Origin of the sequence: Mesorhizobium sp. LHD-90 (assembly GCF_030929505.1) — a bacterium.
Taxonomy (GTDB): domain Bacteria; phylum Pseudomonadota; class Alphaproteobacteria; order Rhizobiales; family Rhizobiaceae; genus Kumtagia.
In genome coordinates this window covers 92,185-108,951 of the sequence record NZ_JAVFVV010000001.1, presented here as the reverse complement: position 1 = coordinate 108,951, position 16,767 = coordinate 92,185, and the positions used below count along the sequence as shown (strand labels likewise).

Sequence of the window (16,767 nt, the reverse complement as noted above, 5' to 3'; positions counted from 1 at the left end):
ATTCTGAGTGAGCGTCGCCCTGCTTTCGGATTTCATGGCCGGGCTTGGCCACAAGGGCTTCAACTTCCTGTCGCGAACGCGGGAGGAGACGAAGCGCGACATCGCGTCTCTTTGCGATTCGCTCGTCTCGGGCCGCGGCGAGATTTCCTGCTTTGTCATCGCCGAAGCCATCTTCCAGCGCTGGGAGATGCTCGACGCCGGGCAGCGGCGAGCCTGTCTGGGCAGCCTGTCGAAGCGTTTTGCGCCCGACGCGGAGGCGATCCAGCGGCATATCAAGGCCATCGAGAAGTATCCTTCGCCCGAAAACTTCTACCAGCTGCACGCCATCAGCGAACCGCGCGCGCAGGAACTCATCCGCCGGCTAAACCACGCGCGCAACGGCACCCGGCGCCTCGTGCAGATGCGCGAGGTGCTGCTGGACGCGCTGACGACCGACAGGTCGCTGGAGGGCCTCGACCGCGACTTCGTGCATCTGTTCACGTCCTGGTTCAACCGAGGCTTCCTGCAGCTCAAGCCCATAAACTGGGATACGCCGGCCTCGATCCTCGAGAAGGTGATCCGCTACGAGGCGGTGCACGCAATCACGGACTGGGACGACCTGCGTCGTCGCATCGAGCCGGAGGACCGACGCCTGTTTGCGTTCTTCCATCCGCAAATGCACGACGAGCCGCTGATCTTCGTCGAGGTCGCGCTGACGACCGCCATCCCGGGCGACATCGCCGGCGTGTTGCGGCCGGACCGGACGATCGTTCCGCGCGACGAGGCGACCACGGCCGTCTTCTATTCCATCTCCAACTGCCAGATGGGGCTGCGTGGCATCTCGTTCGGCAACGTGCTCATCAAGCAGGTTGTCGAGGAGCTTCGCCGCGACCTGCCCAGCCTGCGTGCCTTCGTCACGCTCTCGCCGGCGCCAGACTTCGCGCGCTGGCTGACACACTTGCGGACCGATTCCGGCCAGTCGATCCTGTCGGCTTCCGACATCGCGCTGCTGGCCAAGGCCAGCGTCAACGGCTGGGAGCGCGACACGGATCTGCTCAAGGAACTGAATCCACTGTTGCGGGGGCTTGCAGTCCGTTATTTCACTCAGGCAAAAAACCGGCAGAATCGTCCCTTTGACTCCGTCGCTCGCTTCCACCTGGGCAACGGCGCCAGCCTCGAGAACATCCATGCGATGGCCGACGTCTCCCCCAAAGGCCTCGCTACCTCCTACGGCCTGATGGTCAACTACCTCTACAAGACCGGGGAGATAGAGACGAACCATGAGAACTATGCCGAAAATGGAACCATCGCCATTTCCGGCCGACTGAAGACGCTCCTGAAACACGTCACATCAAAGTAACGATACACAAAGACCGGGATAGACGGCGGCGATGTCACAAAACTTCTTTTCACTCATCAGAAGCGGCACAACGGACAACGACAGGATATTCATCCGCACGACGGATGGGCGCAGCTACACCTACCAGGAAGCCTGGGACTTATCGGCGCAGCTTGCCAACGTGCTCGGTTCGAAGGGGGTGGTTATCGGGGACCGCGTCGCTGTGCAGGTCGACAAGTCCCCCGAAGCGATAATCCTCTACCTCGCTTGCCTGCGCGCCGGAGCGGTGTATCTGCCGCTCAACACCGCCTATACGTTGGCGGAGCTGGAGTATTTCATCGGCGATGCCAAGCCGCACGTGGTGGTCTGCACGCCCGACAAGTACGACGCAATCGAGCCGATAGCATCGACACTCGGCGTCTTCAGCACCTTGACGCTGGGAACGCGGAAGGACGGTACGCTGGCCGCTGAAGCGGCAATGGCCTCGAATTCCTACGACCCGGTCTTCGTCGAGCCGAGCGACCTCGCCGCGATCCTCTACACATCCGGCACGACGGGGCGCTCGAAGGGTGCGATGCTGACCCACGCGAACCTCGCCTCCAATGCGCGAACGCTGGTCGAGTACTGGCAGTTCACCGATCGCGACGTGCTTCTGCACGCGCTGCCGATCTTTCACACGCACGGACTGTTCGTCGCCACCAATGTGGTCCTGCTGTCTTCCGCTTCGATGTGCTTCCTGTCGAAGTTCGACCCGAAGCTGATCCGCCATGAAATGCAGTCGGCGACCGTGATGATGGGCGTGCCGACATTCTACTCGCGCCTGCTGAAGGAAGAGTGGCTGAACCGCGACAGCACGGACCACATGCGACTGTTCATTTCGGGTTCCGCGCCGCTGCTGGCAGACACTCACCGCGCATGGACCGACACGACCGGCCACCACATCCTCGAGCGGTATGGCATGACCGAGACCAACATGATCACTTCCAACCCCTACGACGGGGAACGCGTGCCGGGGTCGGTGGGGCTGCCCCTGCCAGGCATCAACGTGCGCATCACGGAGCCCGAAGGTGGCAAACCGCTGCCGGCGAACACGCCCGGCATGATCGAAGTGAAGGGTCCTAATGTGTTCAAGGGCTACTGGCGCATGCCCGAGAAGACGCAGTCCGAATTTCGCACCGACGGATACTTCATCACCGGCGACATCGGCTACATCGACGATGACGGCTATGTCTTCATCAGTGGTCGCAGCAAGGACCTCGTGATCACAGGCGGCTACAATGTCTATCCCAAGGAGGTCGAAAGCGAGATCGACTCCATCGAGGGCGTCGAGGAGAGCGCGGTGGTCGGTCTGCCGCATTCCGACTTCGGCGAGGCGGTGACAGCGGTCGTGATCCTGAAGGACGGTGCAACGCTCACCGAGGCCGAGATCCTCTCGCGCCTCGATCCGGTGCTCGCCAAATACAAGCTGCCCAAGCGGGTTCTGTTCGAGCCGGCGCTGCCGCGCAACACCATGGGCAAGGTCCTGAAGAGCGAACTCCGCAAGCGGCACGAAGGCCTATACAAGTAGGCCGCCACGGCGGCATCGGCGGTCCGTCCCGCCGACGCCGCTCGCATCTCCTGAGAAGCCTCAGGCCGCGCTGCGCCCACTGGATGCGCTGAACGTCTTCGAGAAATTCTGGAAAAACTGCTCGGACAGCTTCTTGGCGACGCCGTCGATCAGCCGCGACCCGAGTTGCGCGATCTTGCCGCCGATCTCGGCCTCGACCTCGTAGGACAGGCGCGTCGCCCCGCCTGCCGGCGTCAGCCGAATACGTGCTCCGCCCTTTGCGAAGCCGGCGATACCGCCCTGTCCTTCGCCGACGATCCTGCAGCTCGCGGGCGCATCGACGTCCACGAACCGGACAACGCCCTTGAAGCGCGCCGAAATGGGACCGATCTTCAGCTTCACGGTGGCGTTGAATGCGCCGTCCTCTCCCCGCTCCAGGCTCTCGCAGCCGGGAATGCTGAGCTTCAGAAGCTCGGCGTCGTTGATTGCCATCCACACTTCCTCCGGCGAAGCGTCGAGGAGGACTTCGTTCTGCATCATGAATGCCATGGGTCTGCTCCGGCTCAAGGTGACCATGCCCGCGTGACACGCAGCCCATGCCCGACACCATCTCACAAAGCAGGGCATCTATCGACGTTGGTTATGCCCGTGTCCGCTTGCCCCCTTATCTCGCGTCTGGAACGGCCTAGAGTCGGCGACGAATGGAACACCCGCTGGAGCCGAGCTGATGCAACTTCCGACCGCCCTTGTCGACACGCCGCTGATCCAGCGTCCGGCTCCCACCGTCATCGAGACGCGCCGAGCCGTCGAGCACGGCGAGACCACCGTCTCCCAGGCGATAGCTGCCTGCCGGGCGCGTATTCACTCCATCAACGGGACGCTCGGCGCCTTCACCACGGTCAACGAAGCGGAGGCCGTTGCTTCCGATCCGCGCCGGCCGCTTGCCGGCATCGCCATCGGCGTGAAGGATCTCTACGACACCGCCGGAATGACGACGAGCTACGGCTCGCCGATCTATCACGACCACGTGCCGGCCGCCGATGCGGCGCTCGTGGCAAGCCTCAGGGAACTCGGCGGCCATGTCGCGGGTAAGACAGTGACGACCGAATTCGCCTGGCGACAGGCCGGGCCGACCGTAAATCCATGGAACACCGCGCACACGCCGGGAGGATCGTCGAGCGGAACGGCCGCCGCGGTGGCGGCCGGGCTTGTGCCGCTGGCGATCGGGACGCAGACTTTCGGCTCGGTCATACGCCCCGCAGCTTTCTGCGGCGTGGTCGGCTTCAAGCCGAGCTACGGCCTGCTATCGCTGGCAGGCGTGCGGCCGCTCAGCCCGGCGCTTGACCATGCCGGCCTGTTCGCGAGGTCTGTGCAGGATATCACCTACGTGTTCCGTCTCCTGACGGCTGCGCCGGCGAACGAGCCCGCAACAGGTAAGCCGCCGCGACTGCTCCTGCTGCGTGGACCCTGGTGGAATCAGGCTAGCGCCACCCAGCAGGCCCTGCTGGAACAGGCCGCCGCCGGATTCGTGGACCGCGGCGCCACGGTGGAGCAGGCCGAACTTCCGGGTGCATTCAACGACGGTCTTGCCATCGCCGAAACGATCCTGTGCCAGGAGGCGGCCGAGAACTACGCTTCTCTAGTGGTGTCGCGGCCCGGTCAGATCAGCCGGCACATGAAAGAACTGGTTGCGCGCGGGCAGGCCACGTCCAACGCGGCCCGGCAGCAAGCGTTTGCAGCGCGCTCCGAACTCCTACCGGAATTCGCCAAGCAGATCGACGGATATGATGCGGTGCTCACCTTGCCTGCACTCGGCGAAGCGCCCCTCCTCGAGGAGGGCACCGGCAATCCCGGGCCCTGCGTGTTGTGGACATTGCTTGGTGCGCCGGCGCTGGCGCTGCCGGTGGCCGCCGGCGCGGGCAATCTTCCTCTCGGCCTGCAGTTGGTCGGCCGTTCCGGGTCCGACCAGGCGCTGTTGTCGACCGGCGCCTGGTGTGCGCAGACCTAACGCATGTCGCGCAAACCATCGCCGGCTGCCGCTCCGCCGCTCAGCAGACACCCAGAGCTATAACCGTCGGGAATGGCCTGGCGCATCTGGTCCATGGACAGGAAACCCGTCGGCCCAAAAGATATAGCCGACCAAGAACCTCCCTGCCTCTGGATTCCGGAATGCGCAACGCCACCTCAGTCAGCCAATCAGCGGCGGGCGCGCCGTACGGTGCGGACTGGGAGACGCAGAGAAGGCGCGTGACCGCTATCCTCCTGATCGCGCCGGTGGCGATCATGACGTTGCTGTTCCTGGCCCCGCTGGCATACCTCATTTGGCTGAGCTTCGGCGGACCTTCCGGCCCCAACATCAACAGTTACAAGCAATTAGCCGCACTGGTCTATCTGAACCTGGCGTATTACACGCTGCAGCTCGCATTCATCGTGACCATAGCCTGCGCCGTAATTGCCTATCCGCTCGCCTATCTGCTGGCCAACATCGAAAACGCGGTGTCGCGCTTCATGATTGTCGGCCTGCTGATCTCGCTTTGGCTGAGCGTGCTGGCGCGCACCTACAGTTGGATCATCATCCTGCAGCGCAACGGCGTCGTGAACAACCTGCTGCTGCAGGCCGGTATAACCGATGAGCCATTGCCTTTGGTTTACAACGAAACCGGCGTCTATATCGGGATGATCCACATCCTGCTGCCCTACATGGTGATGACGCTCTATCCGACGCTGCGGGCGATCGACTCCTCGCTGGTGCGTTCGGCACTGAGTCTCGGCGCCTCGCCATGGACGGCGTTCCGCCGCGTCTACTTTCCGCTGTCGCTGTCGGGCCTCGTCTCGGGCAGCATCCTCGTCTTCACCATGGCTATCGGGTTCTTCGTCACGCCGGCCATTCTCGGCGGGGGGCGCGTCAACACGATCGTCATGGCGATCCAGAACCAGGTCCAGGTGCTGGTTGACCTGCCCCTGGCCGCCGCGACCTCGGTTGTGCTCCTGCTCGTCAGCCTCCTTATCCTCGTCGTCTACGAAAAGATTGCCGGCGTCGAACGCATCTTTGGAAAAGGGCGCTGATGAACGAGTACCTCCTTGGCACAAACGGCCGCCGCCTGCTGGTCGCCTATGGCTGGCTGCTAATCCTCTTCATCGTCGTCCCGGCGCTCGTGCTGGTTCCCGTGTCGATCGGCAAGGACGATTCCTTTGTCATCATCCCGCGGGAATTGTCGCTGCGCTGGTATGAGACGCTGTTCGCCGATTCGCGCTGGCGCGACGCCTTGGTCCTGTCGCTGAAGCTTGCGGCTTTCGCCTCGGTGCTGGCGACGGTCACCGGGGTGCTGGCCGCGATCGGCATCAGTCGCGCCTCGCCGAAGGTGGCGAAGGCGCTGCGCCTGCTCTTCATCGCGCCGATCATCGTGCCCCTGATGGTCATCGGCGTCGGTTTCTATGTGCTCTACGCCCGTATGCGGCTGCTGGGCGGCTTCGTGCCACTGGGCGCTGCGCATGCAGTGCTGGTGCTGCCTTTCGTCATGCTGCCGGTCTCGGCGCGCCTCTACAGCATCGACCACAGGCTCGAATGGGCCGCCGCCTCGCTGGGCGCAGGCCCATACCGGACCATCGTCAAGGTCATCCTTCCCCTGCTGATGCCCGCGATCCTGGCCGGCTTCGTCTTCGCCTTCATCTTCTCGTTCGACGAGGTGGTAATAGCGCAATTCCTTTCAGGCCCCCAGATGGAAACCCTGCCGCGCCGCATGTGGGAAGGCATCCAGATGGGCGGCCTCGACAAGACCATCACCGCGGTGACCACGGTGCAGCTAATCGTCGCTGTCCTGGCCATGCTGTTCCTCACCATGTGGCAGCGGCGCGCCAAGACGCGCAACGTCGCCGCCCCCGACAAGGCAGACGAATTCATGTCGAGCGCAACCGTCCTACAATCCAGGCCGAGCGCCGCAGCACCCCACGCGGCCGGCCGGCCGGCGTCAGGAAAGCCTGTGGGGACTGCCGGTGTCGGCGTCCGCTTCGAGCATCTGGCGAAGCGATACAACGACTTCTACGCGGTCGACGGCCTCAACCTGGACGTCGCGCCCGGTGAGTTCCTGAGCATCCTGGGCCCGAGCGGCTCGGGAAAGACCACCGTCCTGATGCTGATCGCGGGCTTCGTTTCGCCGTCGTCGGGCAAGCTGCTTTTGGGCGAACAGGACATCTCGCAGATCCCCCCGCACAAGCGCAACATTGGCGTGGTATTCCAGAACTACGCGCTGTTCCCTCACCTCGACGTAAAGAGCAACGTGGCCTTCCCGTTGCAGGTCCGCGGGCTGGCCAAGGACGAGATCGCGCGACGCGTGAATTGGGCGTTGCAGCGCGTCCACATGAGCCAATACGCCGACCGGCGCATCTCGCAGCTTTCCGGCGGCCAGCAACAGCGGGTCGCGCTGGCGCGCGCGATCGTGTTCGAACCGCGCGCCTTGCTCATGGACGAGCCGCTGGCCGCGCTCGACCGCAACCTGCGCGCCGACATGCAGCACGAGATTCGCAGCCTGCAGCGCTCGCTCGGCCAGACCGTCATCTATGTGACGCATGACCAGGAGGAAGCGCTCAACCTCTCCGACCGCGTCGCGGTGATGGACCACGGCCGGCTGCAGCAGGTCGACACGCCGAAGAATCTCTATCTGCGCCCCGCCAACCCATTCGTTGCCGGATTCTTCGGCGAGGCCAACCTCATCCGCGGCCATGCCGAGGCTGGCGTCTTCACCAGCCAGGGCGGCGTGCGGCTGCCGGTCGCCGGACGTGCCCGGGGCGCTGCCGTCCTTTGCGTGCGACCGGAAATGATCGTGTTCGACGGTCAGAAGGCAGACTCCCCCTTGCTTGAAGGCTCCGTCGTGGAGACCCGCTTCCAGGGCAGCATCCTGCGCATTGCGCTGCAGACTCCGCTCGGACCGATCACGGCGGTGCGGCACATCAACACCACGAATGAAGCTCCGGCGGAGGGCACCAAGCTGCCCTTCGGCTGGAACACCGAACTTGGGCACCTGATGGTTCAAGACTAAGCCACCATGACTGGGAGAAAATTCATGAAGCAAGTACTCAACCGTCGCGGCCTGCTTGCCGCTGCGGCATTCACCGGCGCGGCGCTTGCGTTCGGCGCACCGGCCGGCGCGAACGAAACCGCCGCGGAAACGCTTAAGGGCTCGGGCAAGGTCGTCGTCTCGACCTGGGGCGGGTCCTATGTCGACACGCAGTCCAAGGTCTTCTTCAAACCCTTCACCGAAGCGACCGGGATCGAGGTGATCACCACTGGCACGCCGGACGCCGCGAAGCTGAAGCTCATGGAACAGAGCGGCAATGTCGAATGGGACCTTCTCGACGCGGAAGGTCAGATGATGATGCTGTCGGCCAAGGACGACCTGATCCGGAAGGTCGACTACGACCTGGTCCACAAGATCGCGCCGGCCGACGACCTGCTGACCGAGACGCTCAACGAGTATGGATTTCCCTCGGTCGCCTTTGGCTGGGTGCTGACCTGGAACACCGACAAGTATAAGGAAGGGGCGGCGCCCGCCAACTGGGCCGACTTCTGGAACATCGAGAAATTCCCGGGGCGCCGAGCCGTCTACGCGAATCCGCGCCCGCTGCTCGAAGTGGCGCTGATGGCCGATGGCGTGCCGCACGACAAGCTCTATCCCCTCGACATAGACCGCGCCTTCAAGAAGCTTGACGAGATCAAGCCGCACGTCAGCGTCTGGGTGGAAAACACCGGCCAGTTCGACGTGCTCCTGCAGAACTCCGAAGTCGACATGATGATGGGCAGCCTCGGCCGCTCCACCATCGCCAAGGGCAAGGGCCTGCCGGTCGACTACACAATGAACAACGGACTGTGGCAGCAGAGCTACTGGATCGTTCCGAAGAACGCTCCGAATGCCGAGAACGCCATGAAGCTCATCGCCTGGATGGCGCAGGCGGAGAACGAGGCCGAGTTCGTCAAGGTTTACCCCTACGGCATGCCGAACAAGAAGTCTTACGACCTTATGTCAGCCGAGACGAAGGCCAACATCCCGACGTCGCCGGAGAACCTTGCGATCCAGGCGCGGATCGACGCCGACTGGTGGACCGCCAATCTCGAAGAGGTCAACCGCCGCTGGCTCGAGTGGTACTCCAAGCGCTGAACCTTCGGAACACAAGTGGAGACCATCATGACTTCAGTCGCCAACCCCTCGCCCATCGAGGGAATCTCGGATGAGGAATGGCAAATCCGCTGCGACCTCGCGGCGCTCTACCGTCTCGTCGCCGAGTTCCGCATGACGGACCTGATCTACACCCACATCAGTGCCCGGGTCCCCGGTCCCGAGCACCACTTCCTGATCAACCAGTACGGGCTGCTCTTCAGCGAGATGCGCGCGTCCGACCTGGTTAAGATCGACATGAACGGCAACATCGTCGATCAGCCGAACAAGGAAAAGAAGATCGTCAATCCGGCGGGCTTCACCATTCATTCGGCAGTGCACATGGCGCGTTCAGACCTCAAGTTCGTCCTCCACACACACACGGCCGCCGGCATGGCGGTTTCGTGCCAGAAGGACGGCCTGCTGCCGATCACGCAGTTGGCGCTCAAGTTCTACGGCCGCATCGCCTACCATGGATACGAGGGCATCGCGCTCAATCTCGACGAGCGCGATCGCCTGATCGCCGACCTCGGTCCGCACAACGCGATGATCCTGCGCAACCACGGCCTTCTGGTTGGCGGCCCGACGGCGTCGCAGACGTGGAACTGGATCTACTTTCTGGAGCGTGCCTGCCAAGCCCAGGTCGCGGCGCTGGCCGGCAATCGCGAGTTGGTCTTTCCGCCGGAGGAAGTGCGCCAGACGACGCAGAAGCAGGCCAATCCGCAAGGCTATTCCCAGCACCAGGAACTGGCCTGGGAAGCCTGCCTGCGCATGATCGATAGCGGCGCGATCCCGTATCGCACCTGATCAGACCTGCCGGGCCCCTTGAGGCCCGGCATCCCACCACGACAGACCCGGCGAACACCGCGATGGCGACCAAGCACAATCCGATCCTGCTCTATGCCTATGATCCATCGCAGCGTGCGCGGTTCGAAGCGCACGAATCCGCGCCGCAACTGCGCGAGAACGCACCCGGCGTGCCGGTGTGGCAGCCGCCCGCCGATGCCGACGCGATTGTCTGCTTTCTGAGCAGTTGGGCCCGGGCGCCGAAGAAGGCGCCCGAGGGCTGGCCCTTCAACATCAGGTACATCCAGTTCGCGTCGGCCGGCGTCGACACGCTGCCCGAATGGGCGCGGAGCGTGCCGCACGTGGCGAGCGCCCGCGGCATCACGGCCGAGCCGATCGCCGATTATGTGATGGCGGCGATCCTCGGCGACTGCAAGAAACTCGACCTGCTCGCCGCGCTACTGCGAGCGGGCGACAAACCCTTCGACGAGACGAAATGGCCGAAAGACAGCATGCGCTCGATCAAGAGCCAGACGCTCGGCCTCGTCGGCTATGGCGCCATCGGGCAGGCAATCGCGCGCCGTGCCGAAGCCTTCGGCATGGAGGTGATCGCGGTGCGCCGCAGTGCGCCCGACGGCTCCGCGCGCTTCGTCGACAGCATCGAGCAACTGGCCGCCTGCGCGGATCAGATCGTCCTTTGCGCTCCGGCGACGGCCGACACGCACAGGATGGTCGACGATCGTTTCCTCTCGCTGGTCAACCCGACCGCGCATCTCATCAACGTCGCGCGCGGCGCGCTAGTCGACCACGATGCGCTGCTGCGTGCACTCGACACCGGTCGATTGCGCCACGCAACGCTCGACGTCACCGACCCCGAGCCGCTGCCGCTTGCGCATCCCCTCGCCCATCACCCCAAGGCAACCGTGACGCCGCACGCTGCCTGGTATTCGCCAGATCACTTCGACCGGGTGACCACCAAGCTGCTCGACAACCTGCGGCGCTATGCCAACGGCGAGCCGCTGGTCGACACCGCCGACTTCGCGCGCGGCTACTAGCGCAATGTTCTTCGACTTCGGCGAACTGTCGCGACACAATTGCCACAAGCTGATGACGTCCACGATCGTGCCACGCCCCATCGCCTGGGTCAGCACCCTCAATGCGGACGGCTCGGTCAATGTCGGCCCGTTCTCGTTCTTCAACATCGTCAGCGAGGATCCGCCGCTCGTATCCATCGGCGTCGGCAGCGGTGAGCGGTTCCAGGGCGATCGGAAAGATACCGGCGTCAATATCCGTCGCAGCGGGGAATTCGTCGTCAGCCTGGTCGCATACGTCAATGCCGACGCGATGGTGATGACCGCGGTCAACCTGCCTGCCGGCCGGAGCGAACTCGAATTTGCAGGTCTGGAAACGATGCCATCCGCCAGGATCGCGGTGCCACGCATCAGGCAGAGCCCGGTTTCGCTGGAATGCAGGCTGTTTCAAAGCATCGATATCGGCGATGGCCAGTCGCTGGTGCTGGGACGGGTGGTGGGCGCGCATGTCGACGACGGCGCGGTGCTCGACGCAGGCAGGTGCTACATTGATACACGCAAGCTCGACCTGATTGCCCGGATGCACGGCAATGGCTGGTACACCCGCATGACGGACTGGTTCCAGCGCGTGACGCCGCGGGCTAACTGAGGTCGCTGCGCCTCGCGCTCAGGCGTCGCGTCGCCACATCGACTTCGCGACGCCCTCCTGCAGGATCTCGCCGTCCTGGTTGATGATCCGCACAAGGCGAGACACGACATAGTCGCGGCCGTTCTCCTGCAGATCCTTGCCGACGATCTCGACGTCGAGGTGGATCGTGTCGCCGGACACCAGCGGCCGCCGATATTCCCACCTGTCAACACCCATCGCCCGCACGAACTCGTCTGCGCCCTCGAGGACGGAACTCTCAAGGTGGCTGCCGAGCGAGATTGCGATGCCGAACGAACCTTGCGCGCGAACCCGGCCAAGGCCGTTCCTGCGCATGAACTCCTTGTCGCAGTGGACGGGATGCCAACCACCCGTCAGCATCATGTAGAAGGTGATGTCCGTGTCGGTGATGGTGCGTCCGCCCGTGCGCGAAATCTGGCCAACCTGGATGGTGTCATAGGTGAAGCTGAACGGGATCTCCGCCACGGTGCGCCTCTCGTACTTGCCTTTTACAATGCGCTGCCCGCGGCGGAAGCGCCGCGGGCACGACTTGCTCCGACGCGTCTGGATCAGCCCTTGATCGCAGCGTCGATGTACTCGTTGGTGTAAAGGCTGTTGACGTCCTGGACGCTGACGATGTTCGCCTTCGAGGCGAGGTCGGCAGCCATCGTCATGACGTCCGGAACGTTGCGCATGACATTCTCCTCGCCATTGACGAAGCTCATTTCGTTGTAGGCCTTGATCGCCGCAATGCGGAAATCGCGGTCCTCGTTGGCGGCGATGTCGAATTTTGCGGTGATGCGGTCGAGTATCTTGCCGCTGTCCTCGGTGTTGATCTCCAGCGCCGAATTGCGCATGGCGCGCAGGAACTTGACCACCGTCTCGGGATTCGCTTCCGCGAACTTTCTGGTCATCAGCAACACGCCGCCCGGCAGTGGGGCGTATTTTGAGGCCGGCCAGATCTCGACCGGCTCGTTGTTGCGCTTGAGCAGCAGCGCCGATTCAACGGTGGCCAGGAACGCGTCGACGCGGCCGGCCTTGAGGATCTCGACGTTGCCGGCATTCGAGCCGATCGCCTGGCGATTGACGGAATCGAAGGGCACGCCGGCTCCGGCCAGCAGCAGGTTCAGCATGTTCTCCTGGCCCCCGCCGATCGAGGCAAGCCCGACCAGCTTGTCCTTGAACTCCTCCGGAGTGCGGATCGGGTCGCCAGCCCGGCTGACGACGTTGAAGATGCCGTGGTGAAGGCTGGTGCCGACGGAGATGACCGGCTCGGACTGGGCTTCTGACGCCTTGAAGACGTCGAGCAGGCCGACGCGGCCGACGAAGGCCTGTTCGGTGACGACCTGCTGGATGGCGGCGGACGTGTTGCGGATCGAGGCGATCTCGACATCCAGACCTTCTTTTTCGAAATGTCCGCCGACGATCGCGTTCATCTCGTGGATATATTCCAAGGCCATGTCGTAGGGCTCCATGAACACGAGCTTGCCTGACGACTGGGCGAGGACGGGCATGGAGCCGAACATGAAACCGGCGCTGCCGGCTGCCATGGCCTTGAGAACAGTCCTGCGCTTCATGATGGTGTTGTTCATAGTCCTCTCCCATTTGTTGTTGGCGCGGGCCACATTCCCGCGCACCGTCAATGGAAAGGATTTCACAGCGGAAACGGGCAACGCTATATCTTTTGTGGTTCTGGCCATCGCCGGTGGTAATGACTGCTCGCGGCGTGCGTGACGCGGGGGACCATTGACCGTGTCCCGGTCACGTATGCCATCTCCAAGGCCATAGGACAGCGTAGGCCCTGCTAACGCGCCCGCAGTCACCGAAGCAGCGACCTCCTGTGAAGCAAATTTGGGGGGCCAAATTGGGAGACCAGCCTTTTGGCCATATCTCTTAAGTATCTGATCTCAAAGAGATTTACGAGGCAAATAGGCGATGGCGGAGAGGGGGGGATTCGAACCCCCGATACCCTTGCGAGTATGCCGCATTTCGAGTGCGGTGCATTCAACCACTCTGCCACCTCTCCGCGGGGCGTGGTCCGCCTTTCGGCGCGGCACTAGATAGCGGCAGGTTCTTTCGGTTACAAGGCCCTATCTTCAACGTCTTTGGCCGCAGCCGGCTTGGCAAAATCCGGCGCTTCGCCTTGACTCTCCGCGGCGCTTCGGCTACGGACGCCCCCAAATCCGGCGCGGGGCTTCTCCGCGCTGGTTTTTATTTGAACCCTCAACGACTGACAAAAAGACGGCCAGACCGCCCAAAAGCGTTCGAAAGCCGGACCGAACAGCGAAAGGCTAAAAATGTTCGCAGTCATCAAGACGGGTGGCAAGCAGTACCGCGTTGCCGCCAACGACGTGATCAAGATCGAGAAGCTGGCAGGCAATGCCGGCGACATCGTCGAATTCGGCCAGGTTCTGGCTTTCGGCGAAGGCGACAGCGCCACCTTCGGCGCCCCCTTCGTGGAAGGTGCTACGGTCACCGCGGAAGTGCTCGAGCAGGGCCGCGCCGCCACCGTCATCGCCTTCAAGAAGCGCCGCCGCCAGAATTCGCGCCGCAAGCGCGGCCATCGCCAGCATGAGACGACGGTGCGCATCGCCGAGATCCTGACCGGCGGCGCCAAGCCGTCGAAAAAGGCGAAGGAAGCCAAGGCCGAGGCCGCTCCCGCCGCCGAGGCGAAGGCAGCTCCGCTGTTCACGGCTCCGGCCGGCAAGGGCGACGACATCGAGGTGATCAAGGGCATCGGCCCGGTGGCCGCCGCCCAGCTCAAGGAGCAGGGCATCACCACCTTCGCCCAGATCGCGGCCTTCACCGACGAGGACATCGCCCGCATCGACGCGGCCATGCCCTTCAGCGCCGAGCAGATCGGCGACTGGCGCGAGCAGGCCAAGGAACTGGCGAAATAATCGCCAAGACAGCTTTCGGTGGCGCTCGAAGCGCCCTACAATGAGATCAGGCGCTTCGAACGGGCGCAAAGGAGTTTGAAATGGCACACAAAAAGGCTGGCGGTTCGACGCGCAACGGTCGCGATTCGGAATCCAAGCGCCTCGGCGTGAAGAAGTTCGGCAGCGAAGCCGTTATCGCCGGCAACATCATCGTGCGTCAGCGCGGCACGCAATGGCATCCGGGCGCCAATGTCGGCATGGGCACCGACCACACCCTGTTTGCGCTGCAAGCCGGCGTCGTCGCCTTCAAAAAGAAAGCCAACGGCCGAACCTACGTATCGGTCAATCCGATTACCGAAGCCGCGGAATAGCCGGATCCGCACCTCAAACACCGGCGCCCCATCTCGGGAACCGGTGTCTGGCAACGCCAGGAAAAGGATCAGGGGAGATGGGCCGCCATCTCCCCTTTTTCTTTGCCTGGAGGGACTAAAATGGTTGCCGAGAAGGAAGACAGCGAAGACGAAAGTCTGGCGATAGACCGCAGCGTCCTGGTCACCGAGCGGCTGGTGCTGCGCCGGCCGCGCGACGGCGACGTTGCCGCGCTCGCGGCGCTCGCCGACAACCGGCACGTCGCCGAGATGCTGGCGCGCATGCCGCACCCCTATGGCGAGGCCGAGGCGCGTACCTTCATCGCCATGGAGACTAACCGCCGCTCCGGCGCCGCCTATGCACTGACGCTGGCCGGTACCGGCGGTTTTGTCGGCTGCGCCGGGCTCAACGTCACCGATCGCGGGCTGGAACTCGGCTACTGGATCGGCGAGCCGTTCTGGAAGCAGGGTTTCGCCACCGAGGCCGCGCATGCGCTGGTTGATCTCGCCTTCGAGGCAACTTCGACCAACGTGCTGCACGCCTCCTGCCGGGTCATCAATCCGGCGTCGCGCCGCGTCATCCACAAATGCGGCTTCCAGTATGCCGGCCAGGGCATGATGCACTCGCTGGTCGCCGGCCAGGTGCCGATCGAGCGTTACCGGCTCGACCGCCGGACCTGGACGAGCTTGCGGAGCTGGGCACGGAGTTGAGCCGACCTCACCCTCCCCCTTGAGGGGAGGGTCGCGGAGAAAACCGAGCGGAACGCGAGGTTTTTGACGCGGGGTGGGGTCGGTGACGGGGCGCTCCGACCTGAAGCGACCCCACCCCGGCTCGCGATCTCCGCTCGCTCCGATGGCTTGCCGACCCTCCCCTCGAGGGGGAGGGTTCGCCAATCGCTACCGTTTCAGCCCTCGCGCCCGACAAAACTTTCCGCTAGAGCAGGCGCTTCGTCAGGCGCGACAAAGCAAGAAAATGAAATTTCTCGACCAGGCAAAAGTCTACATCCGCTCCGGCGACGGCGGCGCCGGCGCGCTGTCGTTCCGCCGTGAAAAATTCATCGAGTTCGGCGGGCCGGACGGCGGCGACGGCGGGCGCGGCGGCGACGTCTGGCTGGAAGCCGTCGACGGGCTGAACACGCTGATCGACTACCGCTACCAGCAGCATTTCCGCGCCAAGACCGGCGTCCACGGCATGGGCCGCAACATGACCGGCGCCAAGGGCGCCGACGTGACGCTGAAAGTGCCGGCGGGCACGCAGGTCTTCGAGGAGGACAACGAGACACTGATCTGCGATCTGACCATCGTCGGCCAGAAATTCCTGCTGGCGAAAGGCGGCAATGGCGGCTTTGGCAACCAGCATTTCAAGACCTCGACCAACCAGGCGCCGCGCCGCGCCAATCCCGGCCTGCCGGGCGAGGAACGCACCATCTGGCTCAGGCTGAAGCTGATCGCCGACGCCGGCCTGGTCGGCTTGCCCAATGCCGGCAAGTCGACGTTCCTCGCGGCGGTCACGGCGGCAAAACCGAAGATCGCCGACTATCCCTTCACCACCCTGCATCCGGGACTGGGCGTCGCCCGCATCGACGCGCGCGAATTCGTCATCGCCGACATTCCCGGCCTGATCGAGGGTGCGCATGAGGGCGTCGGCATCGGCGACCGTTTCTTGGGGCATGTCGAGCGCACGCGGGTGTTGCTGCACCTTGTCTCGGCGCAGGAAGAACATCCCGGAAATGCCTACAAGACGGTGCGGGCGGAACTCGCCGCCTACGGCAACGGACTGGCCGAAAAACCCGAGATCGTAGTGCTCAGCCAGGCCGATACGCTCGACCCGGACACGCGCAAGAAGAAGCTAGCGGCGCTGAAGCGCGCCGCCGGCCGCGCACCGCTGGTGATTTCCGCCGTCACCGGCGAAGGCGTCGAGGCGGCGCTGCGGGCGCTGATGGCGGAAATCCAAAGCGCGCGGGAAGCCGGCACGCCGGCCGTTCTGGACGCGCGGTGGCGGGATTAGTGTGAGGGTTCGTAGAGCGCCACCTCTTGAGCCCTC

The 16,767-nt window shown here is 63.9% G+C and carries 16 protein-coding genes and 1 tRNA gene; 13 read left to right on the top strand and 4 right to left on the bottom strand.

Going from position 1 to position 16,767, the window contains the following annotated elements; all coding sequences use genetic code 11:
* The first annotated feature begins 7 nt into the window (after positions 1–7).
* Both RB623_RS00535 and RB623_RS00530 read left to right on the top strand, forming a co-directional pair.
* Entirely contained in the window at positions 8–1,339 is a 1,332-nt protein-coding gene (locus RB623_RS00535; protein WP_308054782.1) for a malonyl-CoA decarboxylase, read from the top strand.
* A gap of 31 nt (positions 1,340–1,370) precedes the next feature.
* Positions 1,371–2,885, top strand: coding sequence for a malonyl-CoA synthase (locus RB623_RS00530; protein WP_308054781.1), 1,515 nt, complete (start codon positions 1,371–1,373; stop codon positions 2,883–2,885).
* Between the two features lie 60 nt (positions 2,886–2,945).
* Here RB623_RS00530 and RB623_RS00525 read toward each other — a convergent pair whose 3' ends face one another.
* Positions 2,946–3,413 carry a carbon monoxide dehydrogenase subunit G gene (locus RB623_RS00525; protein ID WP_308054780.1) on the bottom strand — a complete coding sequence of 156 codons (468 nt, stop codon included), beginning with the start codon at positions 3,411–3,413 and terminating at the stop codon, positions 2,946–2,948.
* 178 nt (positions 3,414–3,591) lie between these two features.
* Between RB623_RS00525 and RB623_RS00520 the strand changes: the two genes are divergently transcribed.
* The 7 genes from RB623_RS00520 (at position 3,592) to RB623_RS00490 (ending at position 11,479) form a co-directional block, all read left to right on the top strand.
* On the top strand, positions 3,592–4,872 hold the full coding sequence (locus RB623_RS00520; RefSeq protein ID WP_308054779.1) for an amidase: 1,281 nt from the start codon (positions 3,592–3,594) through the stop codon (positions 4,870–4,872).
* Positions 4,873–5,033: 161 nt separating this feature from the next.
* Positions 5,034–5,930: an ABC transporter permease gene (locus RB623_RS00515; protein WP_308054778.1), complete on the top strand. Its 897-nt coding sequence runs from the start codon at positions 5,034–5,036 to the stop codon at positions 5,928–5,930.
* Positions 5,930–7,900: an ATP-binding cassette domain-containing protein gene (locus RB623_RS00510; protein WP_308054777.1), complete on the top strand. Its 1,971-nt coding sequence runs from the start codon at positions 5,930–5,932 to the stop codon at positions 7,898–7,900. Before RB623_RS00515 ends, RB623_RS00510 begins: the two co-directional genes overlap by 1 nt.
* Positions 7,901–7,924: 24 nt before the next feature.
* Positions 7,925–9,016 carry an ABC transporter substrate-binding protein gene (locus RB623_RS00505; RefSeq protein WP_308054775.1) on the top strand — a complete coding sequence of 364 codons (1,092 nt, stop codon included), beginning with the start codon at positions 7,925–7,927 and terminating at the stop codon, positions 9,014–9,016.
* 27 nt (positions 9,017–9,043) lie between these two features.
* Positions 9,044–9,820: a class II aldolase/adducin family protein gene (locus RB623_RS00500; RefSeq protein WP_308054774.1), complete on the top strand. Its 777-nt coding sequence runs from the start codon at positions 9,044–9,046 to the stop codon at positions 9,818–9,820.
* A 62-nt stretch (positions 9,821–9,882) separates the two neighbouring features.
* Positions 9,883–10,854: an NAD(P)-dependent oxidoreductase gene (locus tag RB623_RS00495; protein WP_308054773.1), complete on the top strand. Its 972-nt coding sequence runs from the start codon at positions 9,883–9,885 to the stop codon at positions 10,852–10,854.
* Between the two features lie 4 nt (positions 10,855–10,858).
* Positions 10,859–11,479, top strand: coding sequence for a flavin reductase family protein (locus RB623_RS00490; RefSeq protein ID WP_308054772.1), 621 nt, complete (start codon positions 10,859–10,861; stop codon positions 11,477–11,479).
* An 18-nt stretch (positions 11,480–11,497) separates the two neighbouring features.
* Here RB623_RS00490 and RB623_RS00485 read toward each other — a convergent pair whose 3' ends face one another.
* The 3 genes from RB623_RS00485 to RB623_RS00475 all read right to left on the bottom strand — a co-directional run bounded on the left by RB623_RS00485 (position 11,498) and on the right by RB623_RS00475 (position 13,502).
* Positions 11,498–11,962, bottom strand: coding sequence for a MaoC/PaaZ C-terminal domain-containing protein (locus RB623_RS00485; RefSeq protein ID WP_308054771.1), 465 nt, complete (start codon positions 11,960–11,962; stop codon positions 11,498–11,500).
* 83 nt (positions 11,963–12,045) lie between these two features.
* Positions 12,046–13,068, bottom strand: a complete 1,023-nt coding sequence (locus RB623_RS00480) for an ABC transporter substrate-binding protein (RefSeq protein ID WP_308054770.1) — start codon at positions 13,066–13,068, stop codon at positions 12,046–12,048.
* 344 nt (positions 13,069–13,412) lie between these two features.
* Positions 13,413–13,502 (bottom strand) — tRNA-Ser (locus tag RB623_RS00475).
* 271 nt (positions 13,503–13,773) lie between these two features.
* Between RB623_RS00475 and rplU the strand changes: the two genes are divergently transcribed.
* The 4 genes from rplU (at position 13,774) to obgE (ending at position 16,731) form a co-directional block, all read left to right on the top strand.
* A complete protein-coding gene (rplU, locus tag RB623_RS00470; RefSeq protein WP_308054769.1) occupies positions 13,774–14,376 on the top strand; it encodes a 50S ribosomal protein L21 in 603 nt (200 codons plus the stop codon).
* 80 nt (positions 14,377–14,456) lie between these two features.
* Entirely contained in the window at positions 14,457–14,726 is a 270-nt protein-coding gene (gene rpmA, locus RB623_RS00465) for a 50S ribosomal protein L27 (RefSeq protein WP_308054768.1), read from the top strand.
* Positions 14,727–14,846: 120 nt separating this feature from the next.
* A complete protein-coding gene (locus tag RB623_RS00460) occupies positions 14,847–15,434 on the top strand; it encodes a GNAT family protein (RefSeq protein WP_308054767.1) in 588 nt (195 codons plus the stop codon).
* A gap of 262 nt (positions 15,435–15,696) precedes the next feature.
* The gene (gene obgE, locus RB623_RS00455) at positions 15,697–16,731 is read left to right on the top strand and encodes a GTPase ObgE (RefSeq protein ID WP_308054766.1); all 1,035 of its coding nucleotides are present in this window, start codon (positions 15,697–15,699) and stop codon (positions 16,729–16,731) included.
* Positions 16,732–16,767: the final 36 nt, after the last annotated feature.